Genomic DNA, 24,028 nt, shown 5'->3' on the forward strand with positions numbered 1-24,028 from the left:
TCGGAACCGGCCACTTCGCACCATGGGTTCGGTAGCTTGAAGCGGCGCGGACGTCCGTGTGGCGGCGCGGGTCCGCACTCCGACCCTGGGGGGCTCTCTTGGTGAAGTGGGGCAGGCGCAAGGCGAAGGAGGCCTCACCTCCCGGGCGGCCTCCGCAGCCACCGGCCGACAGCGCGGCGGCCGAGCAGGCGGGGCGGCGGGGGGACGCCGCCGAGGCCGCGCGCCGGTACGAGGCCGCGGTCGCCGAAGCCGTACGCGACTTCGGGCCGGAGGCCGTCGAGACACTGGCGGCACGCCATCAACTGGCGCACTGGACGGGCGAGTCGGGCCGTCCGGAGGAGGCCCTTGAGCTGTTCGCCCGGCTGCTCGCGGACCGGGAGAGGCTCCAGGGGCCTCACCACCCGGACTCCGAACTGGCCCGGCACCAGCTGGCGCACTGGTACGGCAGGGCGGGCCGGTTCCAGGAGGCGGTCCAGCGTTACGAGATCATGCGACGGATCGCCGTACAACAGGGCCGTCCCGAGACGGCGTTGTCCCTGATGTGCGAGGTCGGCCACTGGCAGCGGCAAGCCGGTGACACCGCGGCCGCGCTGCGTACGTTCGCCGAGATGCTGCGCAGCGCGCAGCAGGAGCTCGGGCCGACGCACGAGCTGACCGGAATCGCCCGCCAGCGGTATGCGGAACTCGCCGGCAACCTGCCGTTCGGCAACGAGGGCGGTCACGACGGGCTGCAGAACCTCATCGCGGCGGCGGCGGAAGTGGAGGCGTCCGGTGACTTCCGCCGGGCCGGGCGCCTGTACGGGCAGATAGCGGACCAGTCCGAACAGCTCTACGGACAGGCGAGTTCACAGACGCTCTCCGCACGCGTCGCGCAGGCCAAGGCCGCCGTGAACGCGGGGGACCACGCGGAGGCGGTCGACTGCTTCGACGCGGTCCTCGCCTGCATGGAACCGCAGGGGCGGGGGCCGGGCACGCGCGAGTACGAGGTCCTCCGCGGTCAGCGGGACGAGCTGGCCCGCACCGCCGGGCGTGTCACCTTCCGCATCGGGCAGCGAACCGGAACCTTGCTGGGACAGGAGGTGCAGAGCGCGCCCGGGAGCGCGTGCGGCGTGCTGGCCCGTCGGCCGGAAGCCTCGCACGCCACCTGCGTCGCGGCCGTCCTCGACGGCACGGACGACCACGTGCCCGCCGACGTGACCGTGGAACAGTGGTCGGCCGCGATACGCACCCTGGCCGGGCAACGGTACGAAGCGATGGCCCTCTACTTCGCCCGCGAGGACAGGCGCCCCACGACCGCTGAAGCGCGACTGTGCGCGCGACTGGGCCTGCTCGGTGTCTACGTGTCGTGCATGGACTCCAAGAACGTCCAGGTCGAGGCCTACGCCTTCAGCGGCGCCGAACCGGTGTACGCGCCGGTCGTCGTCGTACCGGAGGAGCCGGGCGGAGGACAGCAGGCGGCCGCCCGGCCGGTGGCCGGCGGGGTGCCCTTCCATCCGGCGGCCAAGGCGCTCGGGCAGTGGCGCGAGGTGGGCCGTGCGCGGCCCGCCGAGGACGCGGATGCCGACGCACCGCCGGCGTTCGGCACGTACGAGGTGCTCCAGCGCGTGGGGCAGGGCGGGTTCGGCCACGTCTACCTCTGCCAGGACCCCGACGGGCTGATGGTCGCGGTGAAGACCCTGCACACGCAGTACGCGCGCGTCCCCTCGATCAAGGAGGGTTTCGCGCACGAGGTCCAGGCGGCGCGGCGGGTCAGCGGACGCTTCACCGTGCCGGTGATCGCCGCCGACCCCGGCAGTGACACACCGTGGATGGCGGTGCCGTACGTGGCCGCCCCGTCGCTGCAGGAACTCCTCGACCGCTGCGGCGGACTGGACGAGCCGACCGTACGCGGCCTGGGAGCCGGCATAGCGGTCGCGCTGACCGCGATACACGCGCAGGGCATCGTCCACCTCGACCTCAAACCGGGCAACGTCCTGCTCACCGCGGACGGCCCGCGCGTCATCGACTTCGGCATCGCCCAGATCGAGCGGCTCACCGAACCGCGCCGCGGGTTCGCCGGAACCTACGCCTACGCCTCTCCGGAGCAGTTGCGCGAGCAGCCGGTCTTCACTCCGGCCAGCGACGTGTTCTCCCTCGGCACGGTCCTGGCCCGGCTGGCCCTCGGACGCAGCCCCTGGGGCAGCGACACGGCGACCGTGGTCGCCAACATCCGGGCCGGCAGCCCCGACCTGCGGGGACTGCCGGCCGCGCTGCACGACGTGGTGCGCTCGTGTCTGCTCCTGGACCCGGCTCGGCGGCCGACGCCCGGCGAGGTGGCCGAAGCCCTGGTGCCCGGGGCGGCGAACGGCGATGTCGGTCCACTCCCGCTCTCCGAAGAGGCCCAGAACCTCGTCGCCGCGCACGCCACGATGCCCGCGACCCGCTACTACGAAACACTCACCCGCACCAGCGAAGGCGATTCGGCGGATCCCGGCCCGGCCGCGACGCGCCCGCTGCCGACCGGTGATGTCCCAGCCACTGCCGCCGGGGGCAGACGGGAAGACGGTGGGCGGCGCGCCGCACCGTCCGGCGACGCGACACCCGCCCGCGCCGCCGCCGACCTCGAAGCCCGCATCCGTGCCTGGGAGGGGGAGGGGGACGGCAGACCGATGACGCGGACGCGCCGCGAGTGCGGCGTGTTCCTGGAGGAGGCGCGTGCCCGCCTCGGCGCAACTCACCCGCTGACGCTACGACTTCGGGTCTCGCACGCCATGCTCGGCTTCGACCGGCCCGGCGGAGTGGCACACGCCGAGCAGGTCGTACGGGAAGCTGCCGCGCACCTCGGTGACGGACACCCCACCGTTCGCGACGCCCGTACCCTGCTGGCCGTGGTGAGGTCGAGCGGAGCACAGTGAGAACCCGGGCCCGTGGCAAGCCACGTGGTGACCCGGTGTCTCGACGGTGTGTGCACAGTACCGCGCACACAGCTCGGCGACCGGCTTCACCAACGCCGCCACCGGTATCACCGGCCAGGGCGTGCCCGGTGCCGCCACCGGTTTCGTCCGCGAACCCTCGGGCACACCGGCAAGCGCACCGCCACCTGCACCTACGGTCCGCCACCGGCGTCTTGGCCACCGGCGCGGCAGCGGCCGTGGTCGGTGTCGCCTGCGCAGGCACAGCCGGGGACGGGAACGGCAACCGGCGGATCAGCCGCTGCTCTCGGCCTCCAGAGTCAGCCCTGTGTTTCCTGCCGGCAGGAAACACAGGGCTGTACTGAGAGCGGCGTTCCGATCGAGGAGACAAGAGCGGTTCGGCATGCGGCTGATGGAGGCGACCGGGCTGGCTGCCTGTGCCTCGGGCAGCGGCGTGACCGGGTTGGCCGGCGTTCGGATGCCGCTGGGCATGATCTACGATCCGTCCCGATCAGCGGCGGAGGCGGCCAGCACTGCCGCGAGGCCCTCTCGCAGGTCCTCGACGAAGTACTCGGGGACCTCCAGCGACGGGAAGTGTCCCCCGCGTTCGGGAGCCGTCCAGCGGACGATCCGCCGGTACCGTTCCTGTGCCCAGGGGCGCGGGCACTTCTCGATGTCACGCGGATACACCGTGATCGCCGACGGGACGCCGACCCGGAGTTCCGGGTCCAGGGAGTTGTGGCTCTCGTAGTAGATGCGGGCCGCCGACGCGCCGGTTCGCGTCAGCCAGTACAGGGTGACGTCGTCGAGCACGCGGTCTCTGGACATCGTCTCGAACGGGCTGTCCTCGGTGTCCGACCACTCGGCGAACTTGTCGAGCATCCAGGCGAGAAGCCCGACCGGGGAGTCGACGAGCGAGTAGCCGATGGTCTGCGGCCGGGTGGCCTGCTGCGTCGCGTACGCCGCGCGGTGGCGGCGGAAGTCACGGGTTTCCTCCGTCCACTCCCGTTCGAGCGCCGTCAGCCCGTCCGTCGTCAAGCCGGGCGGCGCCTGCGCGAGCGTGGTGTGGATGCCGAGAACGTGCTCCGGGAACCTGCCGCCGAGGACCGTGGTGACGACGCCTCCCCAGTCCCCGCCGTGCGCCGCGAACCTGCTGTAGCCGAGCCTTCCCATCAGTTCCACCCATGCGGCCGCGATCTTCTCGGTGTCCCACCCGGTGGTGGCCGGCTTGTCGCTGTGACCGAAGCCCGGCAGCGACGGGACCACGACGTGGAACGCCGGCGCGTCCGCCTCCGCCGGGTCCGCCAACTCGTCCACCACGTCGATGAACTCCGCGATGCTGCCCGGCCAGCCGTGCGTCACGATCAGCGGAGTGGCATCCGCGCGCGCGGATCGCCGGTGCAGGAAGTGGATCCCCAGATCATCGATGGTCGTGCGGAACTGGCCGATGCGGTCGAGGCGTTCCTCGAACGACCGCCAGTCGTAGCCGGTGCGCCAGTGGTTCACGACATCGACGAGGTCGGCGAGGGGAACGCCCTGCGCCCATCGGCGTGGGCCGGGTGCGGAGCGATGGACCGTCTCGGGCTCCGGTAGCCGCGCCGCGGCCAGTCGTGCGCGCAGATCGTCGAGGTCGGCGTCGGTCGCGTGGGCTGCAAAGGCTTCTACGTCGCTGGTCGGGCGGAGCATGAGACCTCCTGGCCGTCGTGGACCGGCCGCGGGCCATACGAGTGCGTCATCGCGAACCGGCTTAGACGGTTCTAGCAGTTCCTTGAGCCGCACTGCAACCGGCTAAGGTGGTTCCATGCACGCTGAGTTCCCTGCCTTCCGCCTCGGCAATGTGCTGGCGACCAGCTTCACGGGGACCCTGTCGGAGCGTTACGGCACCGCCGTTGAACGCATCCCCACGCCGCGGCGACTCCTCGACTGGCTCGCAGTGCACGGGCTCGCCGTGGACTCCTGCACCCCCGCTCAGCTCGGTCTCGCCCGGGACCTGAGGGAGTCGATCCACGCCGCCGCGACGGCGGCCGCGATGCAGGAAGCCCTCCCCGCGCCCGCTGTTCAGGTCATCAACGACCGCAGCACCGAGGGCCGGGCCGCGGCGATCCTGACGCCCGAGGGCGAGCGGCGATGGTGGCTCGGCCCGGCTTCCCGTGTGGAGGACGCCCTCGGCGTGATCGCCGCCGACGCGATCGGCGTCGTCGCGGGCGAACGAGACGGAAGGCTGGCCCTGTGCGCGTCACCGACCTGCCGAGCCGCCTTCCTCGACACCAGTCAGAGTCGCACCCGCAAGTGGTGTGACATGAACACATGCGGCAATCGGCAGAAGAAGGCGCGCTTCAACGCCAACCGGCGCAGAAACAACGACTGGTCTGAGTGACCGTCACCTCGGAGACGGCGCCGAGTAAGGGTCTCGCGGCGCAGCCCTGCCGGCTGCCGCAGTCTGGGGCCCGGACGGGCAGCCCCTGTCGGGGCCACCGTCGACGGCGACCACGGCCGACGCCGCGGATCCGACCTGGCTTCGACGTCGCGCCGCCATCAACGCGGCGCAGGAGCGTCGAGGTCGCTGAGGCAGGGGACGTCACCAGCCGGTGCTTGATCGCTCGCGGCGTTCCTCGCCGTCCGCCGCACGGTGACGCGCCGGCGCCCCGCTACCCATACGTGCGCAGCACCTCGGCGACGGTGGCCCGGTACGTCCGCAACGCGTGCAGTCCAGCGGCGTAGCGGTCGCGGTGCCGTGTGATGTCCGTGGCCTGCTTCTGCGCCCGCACCGCGTGCCAGAGTTCGGCCGTGTGGTGGCGGCGCTTGCACGTGACGTCCGCGACGGCGGTGGCCCGCTCCCGCTTCGTATGCCGGGTGTTGCCGTCACCGCCGCGGTGCCAGGCCGGGTCCGTGTACGCCGCGACGGGATCGGGATAACGCGTGAGTCCCTGTCGCGCCACGCAGCGCGACCACACAGCCCAGGCCGCTCGGACGCGCGGGTCGCGCTTCACCGCCTTGTCGACCTCGAGCGCCCGTGAACCGGCGTAGAGCCAGTCCCGCTTCAGGTCGATGCCGCGCATCAGCCGCCGGTCCGCCTCGGCGTTGCAGGCGGGGAAGTCCGCGTACTCGGCATCGGTCATCCGGCGGCCCTTCGGCCGGACAGCCGGGGACTTCGCCGGGTCCCAGCCATACCCCCAGCGGCGAGCGGCGGCGAGATCCAGGACCCCGTAGTCGGTGCCGACCATGGTGGCGACGAGGGGATCACTGGGGTAGCGGGGATCGAGCGGGAAGCCCGGGTGGCCGCGCTCCGCCATGCACGTCCGGACCAGCAACGCCGACGCCCGCTGCGACCGCTGGTAGTCCCGCGGCGTGTAGTCGTAGCGGTCGGCCGGGAGTGGGCCGAGGTCCGCCGCCGTACGGATGGTCTCCGAGCGTGCCGAACCGGAGACACAGAGTGCCGTCAGGACCGCCACGGCACCCAGCAGCCACCTCCGCCTTGTCATGTGCAGGGATGCTAGCGGACAGCGTGCGGCGGGCGGCCGGGCCCTCGTACGTCCCCCGCGCACGCCAGGGTCCCGACGCTGCTCCGCGCTGAAACACGAACCGGCCCGTCTCCCCGGGCAGCAAGCGGCCACAGGGCGGCGGGGCTGACGCGCCCTGCGTTCCCCGCGAAGACCACGCGTATCCAGAACGCGTGGTTCTGCCGAGATCGCCGCCTGACCATGGAGGCGGCCTCCCTCGGGCTTGCGGATACACGAAGTTAACTCCCCCGACCCGGGCGTGAGACCGGTCCGGCCCACGATCGCCATACCTGTCGAGCGACAGGTATCCGTCGATCGCGATCGGAGGTGCGGTGATGAACCGGCCCCAACTCCCCCCAGGGCAGAGTCAGCACGGCGGCGCCACGACCAGGGCCGCTTCCCTCGGCTACCAGCAGGAACTGCGGCGCGGAGTGGGCGGCTTCGCGTCCTTCGCCGCGGGCTTCTCCTTCGTGTCGATCCTCACCACCGTCTTCCAGTTGTTCGGGCTCGGCTTCGGGCTCGGCGGCGCGTCGTTCTTCTGGACCTGGCCGCTGGTCTTCGCGGGTCAGTTGCTGGTGGCGCTCTGTTTCGCCGAACTCGCGGCGCGCTGGCCGATATCGGGGGTGATCTACCAGTGGTCGAGCCGGCTGGCCGGTACCACGGCGGGCTGGTTCGTCGGCTGGATCATGGTCATCGGGCAGATCCTCACCGTCGCGGCGGCCGCGATCGCCGCGCAGGCGGTCCTGCCGGGCATCTGGTCCGGCTTCCAGATCGCCGGGGGACCGGGCGCCGACCCTTCCGTCGGCTCGGTGACCGGTGCGCGCAACGCGGTCCTGCTGGGCTGCCTGCTGCTGGTGGTCACCACGGTGGTGAACATCCTGGGTATCCGTCAGATGGCCGCCGCCACCAGCTTCGGTGTCGCGATCGAGATCGTCGGCGTGATCGCACTCGTACTGGTGCTGTTCTTCCTGCCCGAGCGGGGACCGGAGGCGGTGCTCCACCACACCGGCTGGGCCGGACACAGCGGCTATGCCGGGGCCTTCCTCGCCTCCTCGCTGATGGCGGCGTACGTCATGGTCGGCTTCGACTCGGCGGGCGAGCTGGCGGAGGAGACCCACAGCCCGCGCCGCACCGTTCCCCGGACCATCCTGCGGGCGCTGATCACCTCGGGCGTCGGCGGGGCCGTGCTGATCCTGTCGGGGCTGATGGCTGCGGGCAGCCTGACCGACGGAAGGCTGGCCGCGGGCGGACTGTCCTGGGTGCTCACCGACCGGCTCGGCGGGGTCGTGGGCCGGCTGCTGCTGTGCTGCGTGGCGGTCGCGGTGTTCGCCTGCACGCTGGCGGTGCAGACCTCCGGCGCCCGGATGATGTACTCCATGGCGCGCGAGGGCGCCCTGCCGTTCCACCGGCACCTCGCGAAGGTCTCGGCCCGCACCGGCACACCGGTCATCACGTCGATCGTGGTGGGCGTCGGGGCCGCCGCCGCGCTCCTCGTGAACATCGGCCAGTCGGCCATCTTCACCGCGCTCTCCAGCCTCTGCATCGCCCTGCTCTACCTCGCCTACCTGGGCGTGACCGTGCCGCTGCTGGTCAGGCGGCTGCGGTGGCGGGCCGCCGGGAAGCTCCCGGCAGGCGTCGACGAGACCGGGCAGCCCCTCTTCTCGCTGGGCCGGTGGGGAGTGGCGGTCAACGCGGTCGCGGTGCTCTACCAGGCCGGGATGACGGTGAACCTCGTCTGGCCGCGCGCGGAGATCTACGACCTCACCGGCGGCACCTGGTGGCTGCGCTGGAGCGCCCTGCTGTTCATCGGGCTCAGCCTCGCCGCCGGTGCCGGCTACTTCCTGGCCCGCAGGCTGCACCGCCGTATCGAGCTGCGGCACGTGCCGCACACGCACACCGAGCCACCCCGCGAGGCCGCGGCCGTCGCCGAACCCGCCTGAGGCACCGGCGAGGTGAACAGCGACACCGACCACCCACCGAGCAGCGGCATCGAGCACCCACCGACGAAGGGACGAGGGCGATCCATGACCACCGCCGACACCACGACGGCCGGCACGCCGCACGACCGGCCCCCCACCGGGCGGGTTCCCGCCCGTGATCCGCGTCCGACCGACACTGTCCGCGGCGCCCGGTACGACGCCCGCGCCCAGGGCGGCAGGTCGGGGGAGTGGATGCCGTACCTTCCGGCGTCCGACAGCCCGCACCGCCCCGCGGGGGTCGATCCGGCCACCCTGGTGTGGGCCGAGACGGTGGCGCCCGGCGGCTACAGCCACAAGGTGCTCGCCCGCGGCACCCGGCTGCGCCTCGACGACCCGACCGGTGACGCCTGCGCCCACCTGCTGCTCCACAACGCACTGGAACCGGTCGAGCGGCTCAACGTCGCCGACACCCAGAAGGTGCCCTGGCAGGCCTACCTCGGCGAGAACCATCCGCTGCTCTCCGGTGACGGCCGGGTCCTGGCCGTCGTCAGCGCCGACTCCTCCGGCCGGCACGACGCCTTCTGCGGGACCACCACCGACGCCTGGAACGAGCGCAAGTACGGTGACGCCCGGCCCGAGGGCCCCTCACCGTCCGGCCGTGCGCTGCTGCTCAAGGCGGCCGCCAAGCACGGCCTGGGCCGGCGCGACCTGCCACCCGGCGTGTCCCTCTTCCAGGGCGTGCGCGTCGAGGCGGACGGCACCCTCGCCTGGCAGGGCAGCGCCGGACCGGGCACCCATGTCGAACTCGTCGCGGAAATGCCCCTGCTGGTGCTGATCGCCAACGTCGCCCACCCGCTTGACCCACGCCCGGACTACGTCGTCGGCCCCCTGCGGCTGCACGCCTGGCGCGGCGCCCCGACCGGCCCCGGCGAACCGCGCTTCACCGCCACGCCGGAGCTGCACCGGGCGTACCTCAACACCGTCGACTACTGCGAAGCCAGGGGGCTCTGACATGGCCGGTTCCGACGCGGCGACCACGCCGACCAAGAGCACACCACCGGTCGCCCGGCCGACCGTGTCCGGCGGCGGCGTCGCCTCCACCGTCCCCGTCGGCGCGGTGTACGCGGAGGGCACCCGCCTGGACCGCGGAGCGAGTCTGGTCGAGGGCACCGTCGTCCTCGACGAGACGGTGGCCCCCAACGCGCCCTGGTCGGCCGTGGTGCGCCGGGGGCACGTCCTGACCATCGTCGACGTCGGCGGCAACCAGTCGGCCGACTGCCTGCTCTACGACGCCCACGACCCCGAGGAGCGCTACAGCGTCCCCGACACCCTGGCCTGGCAGGGCAACGCCTACGTGCGGACCGGCACCGTGCTGCGCAGCAACGAGGGCCGGGCGCTGATGACGGTCGTCGCCGACGAGATCGACCGCCACGACACCATCGGCGGCGCCTGCGGCAAGGAGTCCAACACCCTGCGCTACGGCCACCACGTGATGTTCCAGCACGGCTGCCGGGAGAACTTCCTCGCCGAGGCCGGCCGGCGCGGTCTCGGACTGCGCGACCTCGTCTCCAACCTCAACTGGTTCATGAACGTGCCCGTCGAGGCGGACGGCGCGCTGGGCATCGTGGACGGCATGTCGGCGCCGGGCCGCCGGGTCGCGGTGCGCGCCGAGACGGACGTCCTGGTGCTGGTGTCCAACTGCCCGCAGATGAACAACCCGTGCAACGACTTCAACCCGACCCCGCTCCGGATGCTCGTCGTGGACCCGGCAGCGGCCACCGCCGACCCGAGGTCCGCACAGGTGACCGCCCCCTCGGAGGGAGCCGCATGATCCGTCCCACCGCCGTACTCGTCGCCAACCGCGGTGAGATAGCGCGCCGCGTCATCCGTACCGCCAGGAGGATGGGGCTCGCCACCGTCGCCGTCTTCTCCGACGCCGACCGGGCCGCTCCGCACGTCCGCGAGGCCGACCACGCGGTCCACCTCGGCCCGGCACCCGCCCGTGACTCGTACCTGCGGGGCGACGCGATCATCGAGGCCGCGCTCACCCACGGGGCCGGGATCGTCCACCCCGGATACGGCTTCCTCTCCGAGAACACCGCCTTCGCCCGCGCCGTGGAGGAGGCGGGTCTCCGGTTCGCCGGGCCGACCGCCGACCAGATCACCGCCTTCGGCGAGAAGCACACCGCGCGCGCCCTGGCCAAGGCCGCCGGGGTGCCGCTGCTGACCGGGACGGAGCTGCTGGCGAGCGCCGAGGAGGCCGTCACGGCCGCCGCTTCGATCGGGCTGCCGGTGATGGTCAAGGCCACCGGCGGCGGAGGCGGCATCGGCATGCAGGCCTGCGCCACGGCCGGCGAGGTCCGCGAGGCCTTCGCACGGGTCGCGGCGCTCGCGGAGTCCCACTTCGGCTCCGGAGGAGTGTTCCTGGAGCGCCTGGTGCGCCCCGCACGCCATGTCGAGGTCCAGGTCTTCGGCGACGGCACCGGCCGCATCGCCGTCCTCGGCGACCGCGACTGCTCGTTGCAGCGCCGCAACCAGAAGGTGATCGAGGAGGCCCCGGCGCCGGCGCTGCCCGAGCGGGTGCGCGCCCTGCTGCACGACTCCTCACGCCGGCTGCTCGCCTCCGTCGGCTACCGGGGCGCGGGCACCGTGGAGTTCGTCTACGACCCGGTGCGCGAGGAGGCCGCCTTCCTGGAGGTCAACACCCGCCTCCAGGTGGAGCACCCGGTGACCGAGGAGGCTTACGGCGTCGACCTCGTCGAACTCATGCTGCTGCTGGCCCGTGACGGCGCGGTCGACGGCGCGGTGTTCGAGCGGGAGTGGGCACCCACCGGGTACGCCGTGGAGGCCCGCGTCTACGCCGAGGACCCCGGCAAGGGCTCGCTGCCCTCCTCGGGTCTGATCACCCGGGCCGCCTTCCCCGGCGAGGGTGCGGACGCCCTGCCCGGCGTCCGGGTCGACGGCTTCGCCGAGACCGGTCTGGAGATCTCCCCGTACTACGACCCCATGCTCGCCAAAGTGATCGCGAAGGCAACCACCCGGGACGCCGCGTTCGATCTGCTGGGCCGCGCCCTGGACGCCGGCCGGGTGGACGGCATCGTCACCAACCTGGGCCTGCTGCGCGCACTGACCGCACGGAGCGAGGTGCGCGAGGCCGTCCACAGCACCAGCACGCTCGACACCGCCACCGATCCCGAGCCGCGCATCGACGTGCTGGCGCCGGGCCCGCTGACCACCGTGCAGGACCTGCCCGGCCGGCTCGGCCACTGGCACGTGGGCGTGCCGCCGAGCGGGCCGTTCGACGCCGTCTCCTTCGCCGAGGCCAACCTCGCCGCCGGCAACCCCGAGACGGCGCCCGGCCTCGAGGTCACCGCCGGCGGCCTGAGCCTGCGCTTCTCGCACGCCACCGTGGTCGCCGTCACCGGCGCTCCCGTCCCGGTGACGGTGGACGGCACCCCGGTGGCCCGGTGGGAACCGGTGCCGGTGCCGGCCGGCGCCACCCTGGTCCTCGGCGCCTGCCAGGGGCCCGGACTGCGCAGTTATGTGGCCGTGCGGGGCGGCATCGACGTACCCGCGTACCTGGGCAGCGCCTCGACGTTCACCCTCGGCGGTTTCGGCGGCCACGGCGGGCGGGCGCTGCGCGCGGGGGACGTCCTGCGGCCCGGCACCGGCCCGGCCACGGACGGCCGCCCGACCCCGCACGGGCGACGGCCGGCGATCGTCTCGCACTGGCGGATCGGGGTCACCGAAGGCCCGCACGCGGCACCGGAGTTCTTCACCCGCGAGGACATCGACACCCTCTACGCCACCGACTATCAGGTGCACCACAACTCGGCCCGCACCGGCATCCGCCTGATCGGCCCGAAACCCCGGTGGGCCCGCCAGGACGGCGGCGAGGCCGGACTGCACCCCTCCAACATCCACGACACCCCGTACGCGGTGGGCGCGCTGGACTTCACCGGGGACACCCCGATCGTCCTGGGCCCCGACGGGCCGTCCCTCGGCGGATTCGTGTGCCCCGCCGTCGTGGCCAGCGGCGACCTGTGGAAGCTCGGCCAGCTCCGGCCGGGCGACACCCTCCGCTTCGTACCGGTCAAGGAGGCCGACGCGGCCGGCCTCGACGACCACCGCGCCGCCCCGGCGCTGCTCAGCGCGGGCGGTGACGGCGACGACGGGGTGCTGGGCCGGCTGGAGGCCACCGACGCCCGGCCCGCCGTCACCTACCGCCGCGACGGAGACGACAACGTCCTGGTCGAGTACGGCCCCATGGCGCTCGACCTCGGCCTGCGCATGCGGGTGCACGCCTTGCAGGAGACCCTGGCCGCGCACGCGCCCGACGGCGTCGTCGACGTCACCCCGGGCATCCGGTCCCTCCAGATCCACACCGACCCCCGCCGGCTGCGCGCCCGGGATCTGACCGCGCTGCTGCGCGCACTGGAGGAGGAGGTCCCGCCGACCAACGAGCTGGTGGTGCCCTCCCGCACGGTGCGGCTGCCGCTGAGCTGGGACGATCCGGCGACCCGGCTGGCCGTCGAGCGCTACATGGCCGGGGTGCGCGACGACGCCCCCTGGTGCCCCTCGAACATCGAGTTCATCCGCCGCGTCAACGGCCTGGAGAGCGCCGACGACGTCCACCGCACCGTCTTCGACGCCTCCTACCTGGTACTCGGACTCGGCGACGTGTACCTCGGCGCTCCCGTGGCCACCCCCCTGGACCCGCGCCACCGCCTGGTGACCACCAAGTACAACCCCGCCCGCACCTGGACCGCGGAGAACTCCGTCGGCATCGGCGGCGCCTACCTGTGCGTCTACGGCATGGAGGGCCCCGGCGGATACCAGCTGGTGGGCCGCACCGTGCAGATCTGGAACCGGTTCCGCAGGGGCGGCCTGTTCCAGGACTCCCCCTGGGCGCTGCGCTTCTTCGACCGCATCGAGTGGTACCCCGTCACCGCGGAGGAACTGCTCGAACTGCGCGCCGAGACCGATGCCGGCCGCGGTGACTTCCCGGTCGAGGAGGGCACCTTCTCGATCGCCGGGCATCACGCCTTCCTGACCGCCGAGGCCGACTCGATCGCCGCCTTCCGGGAGCGGCAGAGTGCCGCCTTCGAGGCCGAGAGGCAGCGCTGGCGGGCGGCGGGCGAGTTCGACCGCGACGACGACCCGGCGCCCGCGGCCGCACCCACCGCCGTCACCGTCCCCGACGGCGCCGTCCCGGTCACCGCGCCGTTCACCGCGACCGTCTGGCAGCTCACCGCCGAACCGGGCGCCACCATGGCCGACGGCGATCCGATCCTCTCCCTGGAGGCGATGAAGATGGAGTCGAAGGTGTACGCCCCCGCCGCCGGAACCCTGCTGGAGATCTACGTCAAACCCGGCGAACAGGTCGCGCCCGGCCAGATCCTCGCGGCGGTGCGAGCATGAGCCGCACGAGCGGGATGAGTGGCTCGAGCGGCGTGAGCGGCATGGCACCGGCCGACCGCGTGGCAGCCGCCTACGACCGCGCCGAGAGCGCCGGCCGACCCGAGATCTGGATCCACCTCAGGCCACGCGAGCAGGTGCTCGCCGAGGCGGCCGGCACCGACCCGGCGCTGCCGCTGGCCGGCCTGACGGTCGCCGTCAAGGACAACATCGACGTGGCGGGGCTCCCCACGACAGCGGGCGCGCCGTCGTACGCCTACGTGCCGCGGGCCGACGCACCCGCGGTCGCGCGGCTGCGCGCGGCCGGCGCGGTGGTGCTCGGCAAGACCAACCTGGACCAGTTCGCCACCGGCCTCGTCGGCACCCGCAGCCCGTACGGCGCGGTGCGCAACGCCTGGGACGCGGACCGCATCTCGGGCGGCTCGTCCTCCGGCTCCGCCGTCGCGGTCGCGCTGGGCATCACCGACCTCGCCCTCGGAACCGACACGGCCGGCTCCGGGCGGGTGCCCGCCGCCCTCAACGGCATCGTCGGCGTCAAGCCCACCAAGGGACTCGTACCCGTGACCGGTGTGGTCCCCGCCTGCTACACCCTCGACTGCGTGAGCGTCTTCGCCCGCGACCTGCGACTCGCCCGCACCGCGGCCGAGTTGATCGAGGGCCCGCACCCGTCCGACCCGCTCTCGCGCACCGGCGCCCCGCTCCCGCCGCCCCCCGCGCGCCCGCGGATCGCCGTGCCGGCCCCGCAGCACCTCCAGGACCTGGCCGGCGGCTGGCGCGAGGCCTTCGCCGCCGCGGTCACCCGGCTGGCGAGCACCGGGGCGGAGATCGTCGAGACCGACATCACCCCGCTGCTGGAGGCCGCGGACCTGCTCTACGGCGGCGCGTTCGTCGCCGAACGGTACGCCGCCGTCGGCGCGCATCTGGAGAAGCACCGCGACCTGATCGGCACGGACCTCGATCCGACCGTCGCCTCCCTCGTGCTGGCCGGCCGGGAGAAGACGGCCGCCGACTGGGCGGCCGACACCGCGCGCCTCGCCGCGCTGGCCTCCGCCGCACGCGCCCTCCTCGACGGCTGTGCGGCGCTGCTGACCCCGACCACCACCTGGCATCCCACCCTCGCTCAGGTGGCGGCCGACCCGGTCGGCGCCAACGCCCGGCTCGGCCGTTTCACCAACTTCGCGAACCTGCTGGACTGCGCCTCGCTCGCCGTGCCCGCGGGGTTCGCAGGCGGACTGCCGTTCGGCGTGATGTTCACCGGCCCGGCCTTCTCCGACCGCGCGCTGGCCGCCCTGGCCGAACGGTTCGCCAACCCCGCGCTCGAGGTGTTCGTGGTCGGCGCCCATCTCACCGGGCAGCCCCTCAACGCCCAGCTCGTGCAGGCGGGCGGCACGCTGGTGGGCACGGCGCGCACGGCCACCGGCTACCGGCTGTACGCCCTGCCCACCGACCCACCCCGGCCGGGCCTGATCCGGGACGCCGGGACCGGCCGGGGCGCCGAGGCCGCGCGGGGCTCCGGGAGCGGCGACCTGACGCTGACCGGAATCGAGGGCGAGGTGTGGCGGCTTCCGGCGGCGGGCTTCGGGACGTTCACCGCCGCCGTCCCCCCGCCGATGGCCATCGGCACCGTGGAACTGGCCGACGGGCGGCAGGTCAGCGGCTTCCTCGTCGAGCCGCACGCCGTCGAGGGAGCGCCCGACATCACCCGCTTCGGCGGCTGGCGGGCCTACCGGGCCTCCTCGTGAGCGAGTGCGGCGCAGCGGCCGTCCTCCCGTCGGGCCCGGCCGGGTGCCCGGTACCGGGGTGGCAGGATGGGCCCATGACGACGACGCGTCCCCGTCAAGGCAGGCCCCGGCACACGCCGCCGTCCGACCCCGGCACCTCCGCGCGGGACGAGATCCTCGACGCCGCCGGGGCCCTCTTCGTCGAACGCGGCATCGCCGGCACCAGCACCCGGACGATCGCCGAGCGCGTCGGCATCCGACAGGCCTCGCTCTACTACCACTTCGCCACCAAGGAGGACATCCTCGCCGAGCTGCTCGCCACCTCCGTACGGCCCAGTCTGCGGATGATGGAGCGGCTGCGGGCGCTGGTGCCCGAACGGGCCGAGCCGGCCGCCGCCCTCTACGCGGCGGCCGCCCTGGACGTACGCACCCTCGCCGGCACCACCTACAACGTCGGCACCCTCTATCTGCTGCCGGAGGTGCGGACCGAACGGTTCGACGCCTTCCGCGCCGAACGGGGCCGGCTCCAGGCGAGCTACGGCGCCCTCGGCGCCCTGGCGGCGACCGGCGATGTCGCGCGTCGCATGCCCGCCGAGCGGATCGGCGAACTGCTGATCCAGCTCGTGGAGGTCGTCATCCAGATACGGCACTCCCGCGAGCCGGAACCGGCCGACACGGACGCCATCGCGTCCTCGTGCCTACGGCTGTGCGGCCTCGGCGAGCGGGAGGTGACCGCGGCCAGGAACCGGGCCGAGACCCTCCTGCACGGCTCCGACGGACCGCTGCCTCACCCCGCGCACGGGATGTGACACGCGACCTCGGCGAGGCGTGCGGACACTCCCGACGGTCATCCTCCGGATGACCGTCCCACCGTGATCTGCGCGTCGACTCTCGCGAGCACCGCGTCGGCCAGTTCCGCAGGGGACTGTCCCTCACCCGCGTCGATGCGATCCACGCCCAGCCTGTCAACGGCATCGATCATGAGTGTCTGATAGCGCTCAGTGCGGGCCAGGAACTTGTCCATCAGGCGCCGTTCCTCATCTGCGGCTGCTTCATAGTGGCCCGCTGCGTGAACACGGGCACGTACCAGGGCGTCGTCCGCGGTGAGCCAGACGGCAGCCGTGCGCGGGACCTGCAGCCTCGCGACGCGGACGGGCCAGAGCGCCGCCCCCTCCAGGACCAGGCCCTTCCTGCCGCTTCCCTCGGTCGCAAGGGCTCTGATCAGCTCCTCGACACGGGGCCACAGCCGATCGTAGTGACCGAGAACGGACGTGATCAGTTCGTCGACCGTGAGTGATCCGTAGTGCTCGGCGACGTGCGCCGGCACCTCCCACTGCGGTGTTCTCCAGGGGCGCCCAGGGTGCCGGGCCAGTCCGTCAGTGGCGAGGCAGTCGAAGTTCAGCTTCTCCGCGACCACTTGGGCCACCGTCGACTTGCCGACGTTCGACGTCCCACCGATCAATACCACCCGCGCGTTCCGCACACCGACGACCCTACTGATCGTCCCCGGAGCCTGCCCGCGGCCGGCGGATGTACTTCGTGAAGTCGGTGCATTCCAGGGATGGTTCACACCGTCGGGCGGCTCACGCGCCGCCGCCGGGGGGCTGGCCGTCAGGGATCCGGTGACGGGTGTCGGTGCACCGGCGTCGGTCGTGCGCTGCGCCGCCACTGTGGTGGGCGAGCAGGCAGCACGGAGTCAACGGTTCGGGGTGCCGGCCGAGCAGGTGACGCAGCCCCCAGTCCTGCTCCTGCGACTGGCGCCGGTGGCCGGCGTAGGAGCGGCGCGCACACCAGGCGAGCAGTCCGGCGAGGTACAGGCCGACCACCAGGAGCGCCGGGTGACCGGTGGCTGCGGCGTACAACCCGGCGGCCGCGGCGAGCGCCGTACCGGCTAAGCACGCGCGTGCCCTACGGCGGTAGTCGGTCATGCATGGCCTTGCGCCGCGAGGCCGACCGACTTGGCCCACCAGGGACGTTCCCGCACCACCTCTGCGTCACGCCCCTCGCCTGCACTCCTGGTGCTCACGTTCATAGGCGGATGCTATGGGCGCCTGCACATCGGGGCCACCGCGTTTCTGCGCACACGGGGAGGCCCACCACGTGCGTAGGCCTCCCTGCGCGGTGGGAGGTGGAACCGGCCCGGTCGGCCCAGGGTGAGGACGGTGACCGAGGTGGCAGGGGCGGTGCGGGTGAAGCTGCCGAAGGCAGCGACATCCTCGCCACCACCGACTACCTCGACAACGGCGGCGCAAGGGCGAACCAGAGGGTCAGCGTCTACGCGGCCACCGTCCCGCTCCAGGCCGGCAAGACCGTCGCGTACCTGACGCTGCCGAACGTCGGACCGAACGCCGCGAAGAGCCAGGTGGCCATGCGGATCTTCGCCACCGCCATCGACTGACGGCCGGCGACAGCCAAGGGCGGGCGCCGCATCCAGCGGCGCCCGCCCTTTCCGCGTCATTCCGGCCGGATGCCCGTGCCGTGGGCGCTGTGACTCACGGTGACACGGTGAGGGGCCCGCCGGATCCGGTCACCGGCTGCCCGTCCAGTTGTGGGCGACGTCGACCACCAGCCGGCCCTGCGCCTGCTGGACCCGGAACGGCAGCCGGGCCCGTACGCCGAGACCCACCTGCGTCTCGCCCTCGAAGCTGCCGGCGAACCGGGTGTCCCGGAACGTGCGATAGCCGTGGATGTTCACGCCCGGCAGGGTGCGGCCCACTCGTCCGGGGTAGGTGACCGCGCCGGTCGTGGGGTTGTAGCTCGGCGCGCCGACATGGACGTCGAGCACGGCCCCGCCGCCGACCGGGATCGTGCGCCCGCTGGCGCTCTGCCGGAGCTGATCGACGTACTCGACGTGGTAGCTGACGGAACGGCCACCACCGGGTACGTCGAACACCATCCGGTCGTAGCAGTCGTGCCGGCCGGTCCTGATGTCCTTCAGCGGTACCGCCCCGGTGGCCGTACCCCCCTTGCCTCCACTGCCCCAGCCGGTCGGGCAGGCCGTGGCCCGCGCGACGGCCGGTGCGGCGTCCGCCGCCGTCGCCACACCGCCCAGCCCGGCACCCGCCAGGACGAGCACAGTCGCCATTACTGTCGTTCTTCGCATGATGGTCCCCTTGGTCACGCCATGCCGTTGTTCAATGAGACATACGGCCAAGGCGAATGGTTGCAGGGACTACACCACCAGTTCTGAGGAAATGTCCCACTCGGACCCCCCGGACCCGATGCTGCCCCGCGAACCCGCTTGGCAGGTCGGCGAGGGCTGAGCCGTCGATGCAGACCCCCCCGCATGGAGTCGACGCTCGGCGTCACGCGCTGATTGCCGGACGGCCCCCCCGCACCGCTGTCAGACCCGATCGAACGGCTCCGCGTACGTGAAGGTGCCCCGCAGCGCGGGATCGTGGGCGGTCAGGGGGCGGACCTGGAAGTACTCGCCCCAGGAGGGATCCGGTGCGGTGATGCCGTAGTCCGTGCTGGTGCGGAAGCCGTAGCGGCCGTAGTAGGCGGGGCTGCCGAGGAGGGCGACGAAGGGCTCGCCCAGGGCGTCCGCCGCGCCGAGCGCGGCGTGCACGAGAGCGAGGCCGACGCCGCGGCGCTGATGATCGGGGTCCACGCTGAGCGGGCCGAGCCCCAGGGCCGGCGCCGTGCCGACACGGCCGCGGGTGCAGACCACGTGGCCCACCACCTCACCCTGGTCGCTGAGTGCCACGAGTGACAGTTCCGGGAGCCACCCGTCGCAGGTGCGCAGCTCGTCGAGGAGGGACACCTCCACCGGAACCGCCGTCTCCGGCTTGGCGAAGGCCGTCGCGGTGACGGCGCGTACGGCGGGGACGTCGGCAGGCGTTTCGCGTCGGATCAGCACCGGCACAGTCTGAGCGCCCAGCCACGGCCCCGCAAAGGATTTTGTGACACGCCCGGCTGCCCGCCCAACGCCCCGGGCCGTGGATGCGAAAGCGCGGCCGGCCGTTCCCGCGTGACGGGCCGACCCGGTACGCGATAGAACCCGACGTGTGACCGTCTTCCACTGCGCCAAGTGCGGGACCGCGCTCACCGGGGATCTCCTGGCCCTGCCCGGCGACACGGGAGAGCATTCCCTCGGTTACGAAACGCTTTCGGCGGGCTGGCGCACTGCCCGCGGTGTCGGCGCCGTGGTGAGGGCGGCGTGCGACAGCCTCGGGAAAAGGTGACGTGTTCTGTCAGTTATGGCATAGACGATGGATGACATGAGGAACGAGGACAGCACCACACAGAGCACTCGGCGCACCGCGCAGTCCGGATCGGCGGGTCCGCTCGCCGGGCGGATCGCGCTCGTGGCGGGCGCCACCCGCGGGGCGGGACGGGCTCAGGCCGTGGAACTGGGCCGGGCCGGTGCGACCGTATACGTCACCGGCCGTACCACCCGGACCCGGGCCAGCGAGGTCGGCCGGAGCACCGAGACCATCGAGGAGAGCGCCGAACTCGTCACCGCGGCGGGCGGTACGGGCATCGCGGTTCCCACCGACCATCTCGACGAGGCCCAGGTACGCGCCCTCGTCGAGCGGATCGACCAGGAACACGGGCGGCTCGACATCCTCGTCAACGATCTGTGGGGCGGTGAACACCTGCTGGTCGCTTCGGTGTTCGGGAAGAAGAGCTGGGAGACACCGCTCGCCGACGGCCTGCGCATCCTGGAGCTGGGCGCGCGCTCGCACGTGATCACAGCGGCCCTGCTGCTTCCGCTGCTGATCCGCTCCGACGCACCGCTGCATGTGGAGGTCACCGACGGCACCGCGCGCTCCAACCGCCGCTACCGCGAGAACATCTACTACGACCTGGCGAAGAGCGCCCCGATCCGCCTCGCGTTCGGCCTCGGCCAGGAACTGGCGGAGTACGGGGGCACGGCGGTCGCGGTCTCGCCCGGCTTCCTGCGCTCGGAGCAGATGCTCTCCCACTTCGGTGTGAGCGAGGAGAACTGGCGTGACGCGATCGCCCAGGAGCCCGCGTTCGCGATCGCGGAGTCCCCGTTCTACCTGGCCCGTACGGTAGCGGCGCTGGCCGCCGACCCGGACCGCGCGCAGCGGTGGAACGGCAGGTCCACCTCCAGCGGGGAACTCGCCCGGGTGTACGGGGTGACGGACGTGGACGGCAGCCGGCCGGACGCCTGGGCCTACTTCGAGGACGTCGTCTGGGGCGGCAAGGAAGGCTCCCCCGAGGACTACCGCTGATCCCCGGCCTGCTCGGGTTCCGCCTGCTGAGGGTCGACCCGGTAGAGGGCGGCCAGGGCCGCGGCGCGCTCGCGGAAGCGGGTGCGCAAAGAGGCCGGTGCCAGCACCTCGGCGTCCGCGCCGAGCCGGGCCAGCTGGTCGAAGGCGACCTCCTCGGACTCCACCGGCAGGTCGAGGGTGACCAGGCCGGCGGGGTCCGGGGCGCTCGCGGAGGCCAGCGCGTCCGCGACGGCGGCCCCGTCCGCCACGGCGGGCAGCCGCCGTAGCCCCCAGCCGGTCAGCCGGATCGTGACGGTGGTGCGCAGCAGGGTGCGGGCGAAGGCGGCCGAGGTGGCCTCCCAGTGCGCGGCCAGCTCGAAGCCGGGGTCGCGCACGAACGGTTGCTCCGCTCCGGGAGCGGGGCCGAGGGCGGTGATCCGGTCGACGCGGTAGGTACGCCAGCCGCCGTCACGGTCCTCCCGCGCACCGGGGACGCGGACAACGGCGTACCAGGTGCCGGCCTTCAGCACGAGCCCGTACGGCTCCACCACCCGCAGCACGGCAGGGGACGGCGGGCCGCCCCGGCCCGGCTGCGCGTACGACAGCTCGACGGCCCGGTCCGCCCACACCGCCCGGGCCAGCTCCGGCAGCAGTTCCGGGGTGGCGGGTTCGCGGAACCAGGCCGGGGCGTCGAGGTGGAAGCGGCGCACCGAGGACTCCGCGGCCTGACGCACCGACGGGAGCAAGGTGGCGGTCAGCTTCAGCCGGGCGGTTTCCGCCGCGTCCGACAGGCCCAGATCCCGCAACGCCGAGGGCAGCCCGGACAGGAACAGCGTCTCCGCCTCGCTCGGGCGGAGCGTGGTGAGCCGGGTCCGGTATCCCGCGGCGAGGAAGTACCCGCCCACCCGGCCCCGCTCCGACCGGACGGGGACGCCGGCCTCCTGCAACGCCTGGGCGTCGCGGATCACGGTCCGCTCGGAGATCTCCAGCTCACGGGCGAGGGCGGCCGCGGTCAGGCCGGGGTTCGACTGGATCAGGAGAGCCATACGGATCAGGCGGGAGGCACGCATCCATCAAGGATCACCGACCCGGCGAGCGAGGAGCCCTTCTTGTCTCGAGTCCGAGCCGGCCGACCTGCGCAGGCAGCGGCTTTCCGGTGTACCTACGAGTATGTACAGAACTGGGACAGCATCTGAGACGGGCCGTCCACGAAGCGCTCGGCGAGGACGGGGCCCCTTACCGTCCCGGCTCCTCCACAACCCCGACGTCCGGGCGCGCTTCGCCAGTGACGAGCACCCGGATCAAGTCGCCAACGTCTGACCGCGGTGGGTGACGATGTGACCCGGTTCTTCCCTGGTGCGGCCCAGAGGGTGCTCCGTCTGTGGCGGTGACACTGGCCGAGGGCCCGACGGCCCGACGCAGACCACCATCTCAGCTGTCACGGCACGTTTCGGACGGAGTCGGTGTGCTACCGGTGTGACCGGCAAGCGTCTCAGCGAAAGCGGAGGCAGGGTGACGGTCGCCTGACCAGCGGCAGCGGCCGGATCACCTGACCTGAGCACCCGTCCCGTGAGAGAACCGAGCAAGGAGAAGTCGTGACCCGTTCCCGAGGAGAACCGCCCGAAGACGACGTCCGCCGACGACGTCATTCAGACGCCCGACGAAGACACGACCACCGAGGGCGCCACCGGACGCACCCCATGCGCGAGGCGATGGAGGAAGGCGGGCTCACCCCGGACGACGTGCGTGACGAGAGCTGACACGGTCGGCGAGCGAGCCCGCCCCGGCGGATACGCCCGAGTCATCCGCCGGGGCCGGCGCTGGATCGTCCGCACCGAACGTGTCGATCAGACTTCGTATCAGCACGGCCGCTGAGCTGCGCTGACAGCGGATCTGCGCGATGGGGGTCGTCAGGAATAGCCTGGAAAGGAGTGGTGCCGGGGCGGAGCGGACCTCTCGACGCGTTCCCTTGACCCGGGGGGCCGCACAACAGGGAGGAAGTGCCATGCCCTGGAACCTGAGCGGCACGTACCTGGAGAGCTGCAACTGTGACGTGGTGTGCCCCTGCACCACCTCGGGCCTCACCGCACCGGCCGACCACGAGCGCTGCCAGGTGACTTTCGCCTTCCACGTGGACGCCGGGAACGTGGACGACGTCGACGTCTCCGACCGTAGCGTGGCCGTCTTCATCGACGGGCCACGGGTGATGGCCGAGGGCGGCTGGCACGTGGCGCTCTACGTCGACGCGTCAGCCGACGACGGTCAGGCGGAGGCGCTGGGCAAGGTCTTCTCGGGCCAGGTGGGCGGGCCGATGGCGGGGCTCACTCCGCTCATCGGCGACGTCCTCGGCGTGGAGCGCGTCCCGATCGACTACCGCGACGACGGCCGCCACCACGCCGCGCGGGTGGGTGATGCCATCGACATCGAGATCGAGGACCAGATCGCCCCGCAGTTCGGTGAGGACGGTCCGGTGATGGGCCTGACGGGCATGTTCCACCCGGTGAACAGCACCCTGACGATCGCCCGGTCCACCCGGGCGACGGGCGACGGCGTGTACGGCCGGTCGTGGGACTTCACGGGCGGCAACGCACACTCGGCGCCCTTCACGTGGTCCGGATGACCGGTGGGCCGGCCACCATCCGCATCCGGTTGGCTCCCGCCGGGCTGCTGCTGGTCGTGGCGGCCGCCGCCTGGGTCTGCATGGCGACGCGCTGGGGCGGCATGTCGGCGATGCCCGGCACCATGGGCCTGGGCCCAGCCGCTTTCCTGGCCGTGTGGACGCTGATGATGACCGCGATGATGCTGCCCGCAACGGCACCCGTCGCCGCCTTGTACGCGCGCACCATCACCGCGCACCGGGCATCGCGCATGGCCGTTTTCACGGTCGCCTACCTGCTCGTCTGGGCCGCGGCCGGGCTGCCGGCGTACGCACTGGCCGTCGGCCTCGGCCGGGCAGCGCGCCTGCCCCCCACGGCCGGGACAGCGGTGGCCGCGGCCGTGTTCGCGGTCAGCGGCGTCTATCAGCTCACGCCTCTCAAAGACCGTTGTCTGGCGAGGTGCCGTTCGCCGATCGGCCTGATGCTGCGCTACGCCTCGTACCCGCGGACCTCGCGCGATCTGCGTGCCGGAGCCCACCACGGAGCCTTCTGCCTGGGCTGCTGCTGGTCGCTGATGGTGCTGCTGGCGGCGTTCGGTGTGATGAACCTGTGGGCCATGGTGGTCCTGGCCGCCGTGATCACCGCTGAGAAACTCGCTCCGGCCGGTCGCCTGGTGGCCCGCGCCGTAGGGATCGCCTCGGTCGTCCTGGCCGTCGCCGTCTTCTGGGTCCCGGCGCTGGCTCCGGGTCTCACCGGCGGCGGTATGACCGGGATGTGAGGACGGGCCGCGCCCACTGACACC

At 72.7% G+C, this 24,028-nt stretch carries 19 protein-coding genes; 12 read left to right on the forward strand and 7 right to left on the reverse strand.

The features are described from left to right. Window positions 1–101 precede the first annotated feature (101 nt). Entirely contained in the window at window positions 102–2,894 is a 2,793-nt protein-coding gene (locus ACZ6CZ_RS29805) for a serine/threonine-protein kinase (protein ID WP_469027348.1), read from the forward strand. A gap of 492 nt (window positions 2,895–3,386) precedes the next feature. Here the strand turns inward: ACZ6CZ_RS29805 and ACZ6CZ_RS29810 are convergent, their stop codons facing one another. Next, window positions 3,387–4,577 carry an epoxide hydrolase family protein gene (locus ACZ6CZ_RS29810; RefSeq protein ID WP_469027351.1) on the reverse strand — a complete coding sequence of 397 codons (1,191 nt, stop codon included), beginning with the start codon at window positions 4,575–4,577 and terminating at the stop codon, window positions 3,387–3,389. Between the two features lie 115 nt (window positions 4,578–4,692). Here ACZ6CZ_RS29810 and ACZ6CZ_RS29815 point away from each other — a divergent pair, with 115 nt between their 5' ends. Beyond that, window positions 4,693–5,268: a CGNR zinc finger domain-containing protein gene (locus ACZ6CZ_RS29815; RefSeq protein WP_469027353.1), complete on the forward strand. Its 576-nt coding sequence runs from the start codon at window positions 4,693–4,695 to the stop codon at window positions 5,266–5,268. 271 nt (window positions 5,269–5,539) lie between these two features. On the opposite strand, the gene ACZ6CZ_RS29820 is transcribed toward ACZ6CZ_RS29815, so the two are convergent. Further along, window positions 5,540–6,373 (reverse strand): hypothetical protein, encoded by an 834-nt coding sequence (locus ACZ6CZ_RS29820; protein WP_469027355.1) that lies wholly within the window; start codon window positions 6,371–6,373, stop codon window positions 5,540–5,542. Between the two features lie 353 nt (window positions 6,374–6,726). Between ACZ6CZ_RS29820 and ACZ6CZ_RS29825 the strand changes: the two genes are divergently transcribed. From ACZ6CZ_RS29825 to ACZ6CZ_RS29850, 6 genes are all read left to right on the forward strand, one after another. Next, window positions 6,727–8,331: an amino acid permease gene (locus ACZ6CZ_RS29825; RefSeq protein WP_469027358.1), complete on the forward strand. Its 1,605-nt coding sequence runs from the start codon at window positions 6,727–6,729 to the stop codon at window positions 8,329–8,331. 84 nt (window positions 8,332–8,415) lie between these two features. Continuing rightward, on the forward strand, window positions 8,416–9,321 hold the full coding sequence (locus tag ACZ6CZ_RS29830) for an urea amidolyase associated protein UAAP1 (RefSeq protein WP_469027360.1): 906 nt from the start codon (window positions 8,416–8,418) through the stop codon (window positions 9,319–9,321). 1 nt (window position 9,322) lies between these two features. Then, window positions 9,323–10,141 carry an urea amidolyase associated protein UAAP2 gene (locus ACZ6CZ_RS29835; protein WP_469027362.1) on the forward strand — a complete coding sequence of 273 codons (819 nt, stop codon included), beginning with the start codon at window positions 9,323–9,325 and terminating at the stop codon, window positions 10,139–10,141. After that, window positions 10,138–13,731, forward strand: coding sequence for an urea carboxylase (gene uca / locus ACZ6CZ_RS29840; RefSeq protein ID WP_469027365.1), 3,594 nt, complete (start codon window positions 10,138–10,140; stop codon window positions 13,729–13,731). Before ACZ6CZ_RS29835 ends, uca begins: the two co-directional genes overlap by 4 nt. Before the next feature lie 41 nt (window positions 13,732–13,772). After that, the gene (locus ACZ6CZ_RS29845; protein ID WP_469027517.1) at window positions 13,773–15,470 is read left to right on the forward strand and encodes an allophanate hydrolase; all 1,698 of its coding nucleotides are present in this window, start codon (window positions 13,773–13,775) and stop codon (window positions 15,468–15,470) included. 74 nt (window positions 15,471–15,544) lie between these two features. Continuing rightward, window positions 15,545–16,258, forward strand: a complete 714-nt coding sequence (locus ACZ6CZ_RS29850; protein ID WP_469027367.1) for a TetR/AcrR family transcriptional regulator — start codon at window positions 15,545–15,547, stop codon at window positions 16,256–16,258. 38 nt (window positions 16,259–16,296) lie between these two features. On the opposite strand, the gene ACZ6CZ_RS29855 is transcribed toward ACZ6CZ_RS29850, so the two are convergent. Next, window positions 16,297–16,932: an AAA family ATPase gene (locus tag ACZ6CZ_RS29855; RefSeq protein ID WP_469027370.1), complete on the reverse strand. Its 636-nt coding sequence runs from the start codon at window positions 16,930–16,932 to the stop codon at window positions 16,297–16,299. A 100-nt stretch (window positions 16,933–17,032) separates the two neighbouring features. Next, a complete protein-coding gene (locus ACZ6CZ_RS29860; RefSeq protein ID WP_469027373.1) occupies window positions 17,033–17,377 on the reverse strand; it encodes a hypothetical protein in 345 nt (114 codons plus the stop codon). A 200-nt stretch (window positions 17,378–17,577) separates the two neighbouring features. Between ACZ6CZ_RS29860 and ACZ6CZ_RS29865 the strand changes: the two genes are divergently transcribed. After that, a complete protein-coding gene (locus ACZ6CZ_RS29865; protein WP_469027375.1) occupies window positions 17,578–17,847 on the forward strand; it encodes a hypothetical protein in 270 nt (89 codons plus the stop codon). 129 nt (window positions 17,848–17,976) lie between these two features. Here the strand turns inward: ACZ6CZ_RS29865 and ACZ6CZ_RS29870 are convergent, their stop codons facing one another. Both ACZ6CZ_RS29870 and ACZ6CZ_RS29875 read right to left on the reverse strand, forming a co-directional pair. Next, on the reverse strand, window positions 17,977–18,552 hold the full coding sequence (locus ACZ6CZ_RS29870) for an AMIN-like domain-containing (lipo)protein (RefSeq protein WP_469027377.1): 576 nt from the start codon (window positions 18,550–18,552) through the stop codon (window positions 17,977–17,979). 240 nt (window positions 18,553–18,792) lie between these two features. Further along, the gene (locus tag ACZ6CZ_RS29875) at window positions 18,793–19,308 is read right to left on the reverse strand and encodes a GNAT family N-acetyltransferase (protein ID WP_469027379.1); all 516 of its coding nucleotides are present in this window, start codon (window positions 19,306–19,308) and stop codon (window positions 18,793–18,795) included. A 361-nt stretch (window positions 19,309–19,669) separates the two neighbouring features. On the opposite strand from ACZ6CZ_RS29875, the gene ACZ6CZ_RS29880 reads away from it, so the two are divergent. Continuing rightward, window positions 19,670–20,650: an SDR family oxidoreductase gene (locus ACZ6CZ_RS29880; RefSeq protein ID WP_469027381.1), complete on the forward strand. Its 981-nt coding sequence runs from the start codon at window positions 19,670–19,672 to the stop codon at window positions 20,648–20,650. Here ACZ6CZ_RS29880 and ACZ6CZ_RS29885 read toward each other — a convergent pair. Then, window positions 20,641–21,699, reverse strand: coding sequence for a helix-turn-helix transcriptional regulator (locus ACZ6CZ_RS29885; RefSeq protein ID WP_469027384.1), 1,059 nt, complete (start codon window positions 21,697–21,699; stop codon window positions 20,641–20,643). The two genes, ACZ6CZ_RS29880 and ACZ6CZ_RS29885, sit on opposite strands and share 10 nt — an antisense overlap. A gap of 935 nt (window positions 21,700–22,634) precedes the next feature. Here ACZ6CZ_RS29885 and ACZ6CZ_RS29890 point away from each other — a divergent pair. Together ACZ6CZ_RS29890 and ACZ6CZ_RS29895 are read left to right on the forward strand one after the other, a co-directional pair. After that, window positions 22,635–23,249 carry a DUF1326 domain-containing protein gene (locus tag ACZ6CZ_RS29890; protein ID WP_469027385.1) on the forward strand — a complete coding sequence of 205 codons (615 nt, stop codon included), beginning with the start codon at window positions 22,635–22,637 and terminating at the stop codon, window positions 23,247–23,249. After that, the gene (locus ACZ6CZ_RS29895; RefSeq protein ID WP_469027387.1) at window positions 23,246–24,004 is read left to right on the forward strand and encodes a DUF2182 domain-containing protein; all 759 of its coding nucleotides are present in this window, start codon (window positions 23,246–23,248) and stop codon (window positions 24,002–24,004) included. The genes ACZ6CZ_RS29890 and ACZ6CZ_RS29895 overlap by 4 nt, the downstream gene beginning before the upstream one ends. Window positions 24,005–24,028: the final 24 nt, after the last annotated feature.

The sequence above is a fragment of the Streptomyces sp. NPDC041135 genome, assembly GCF_055592085.1.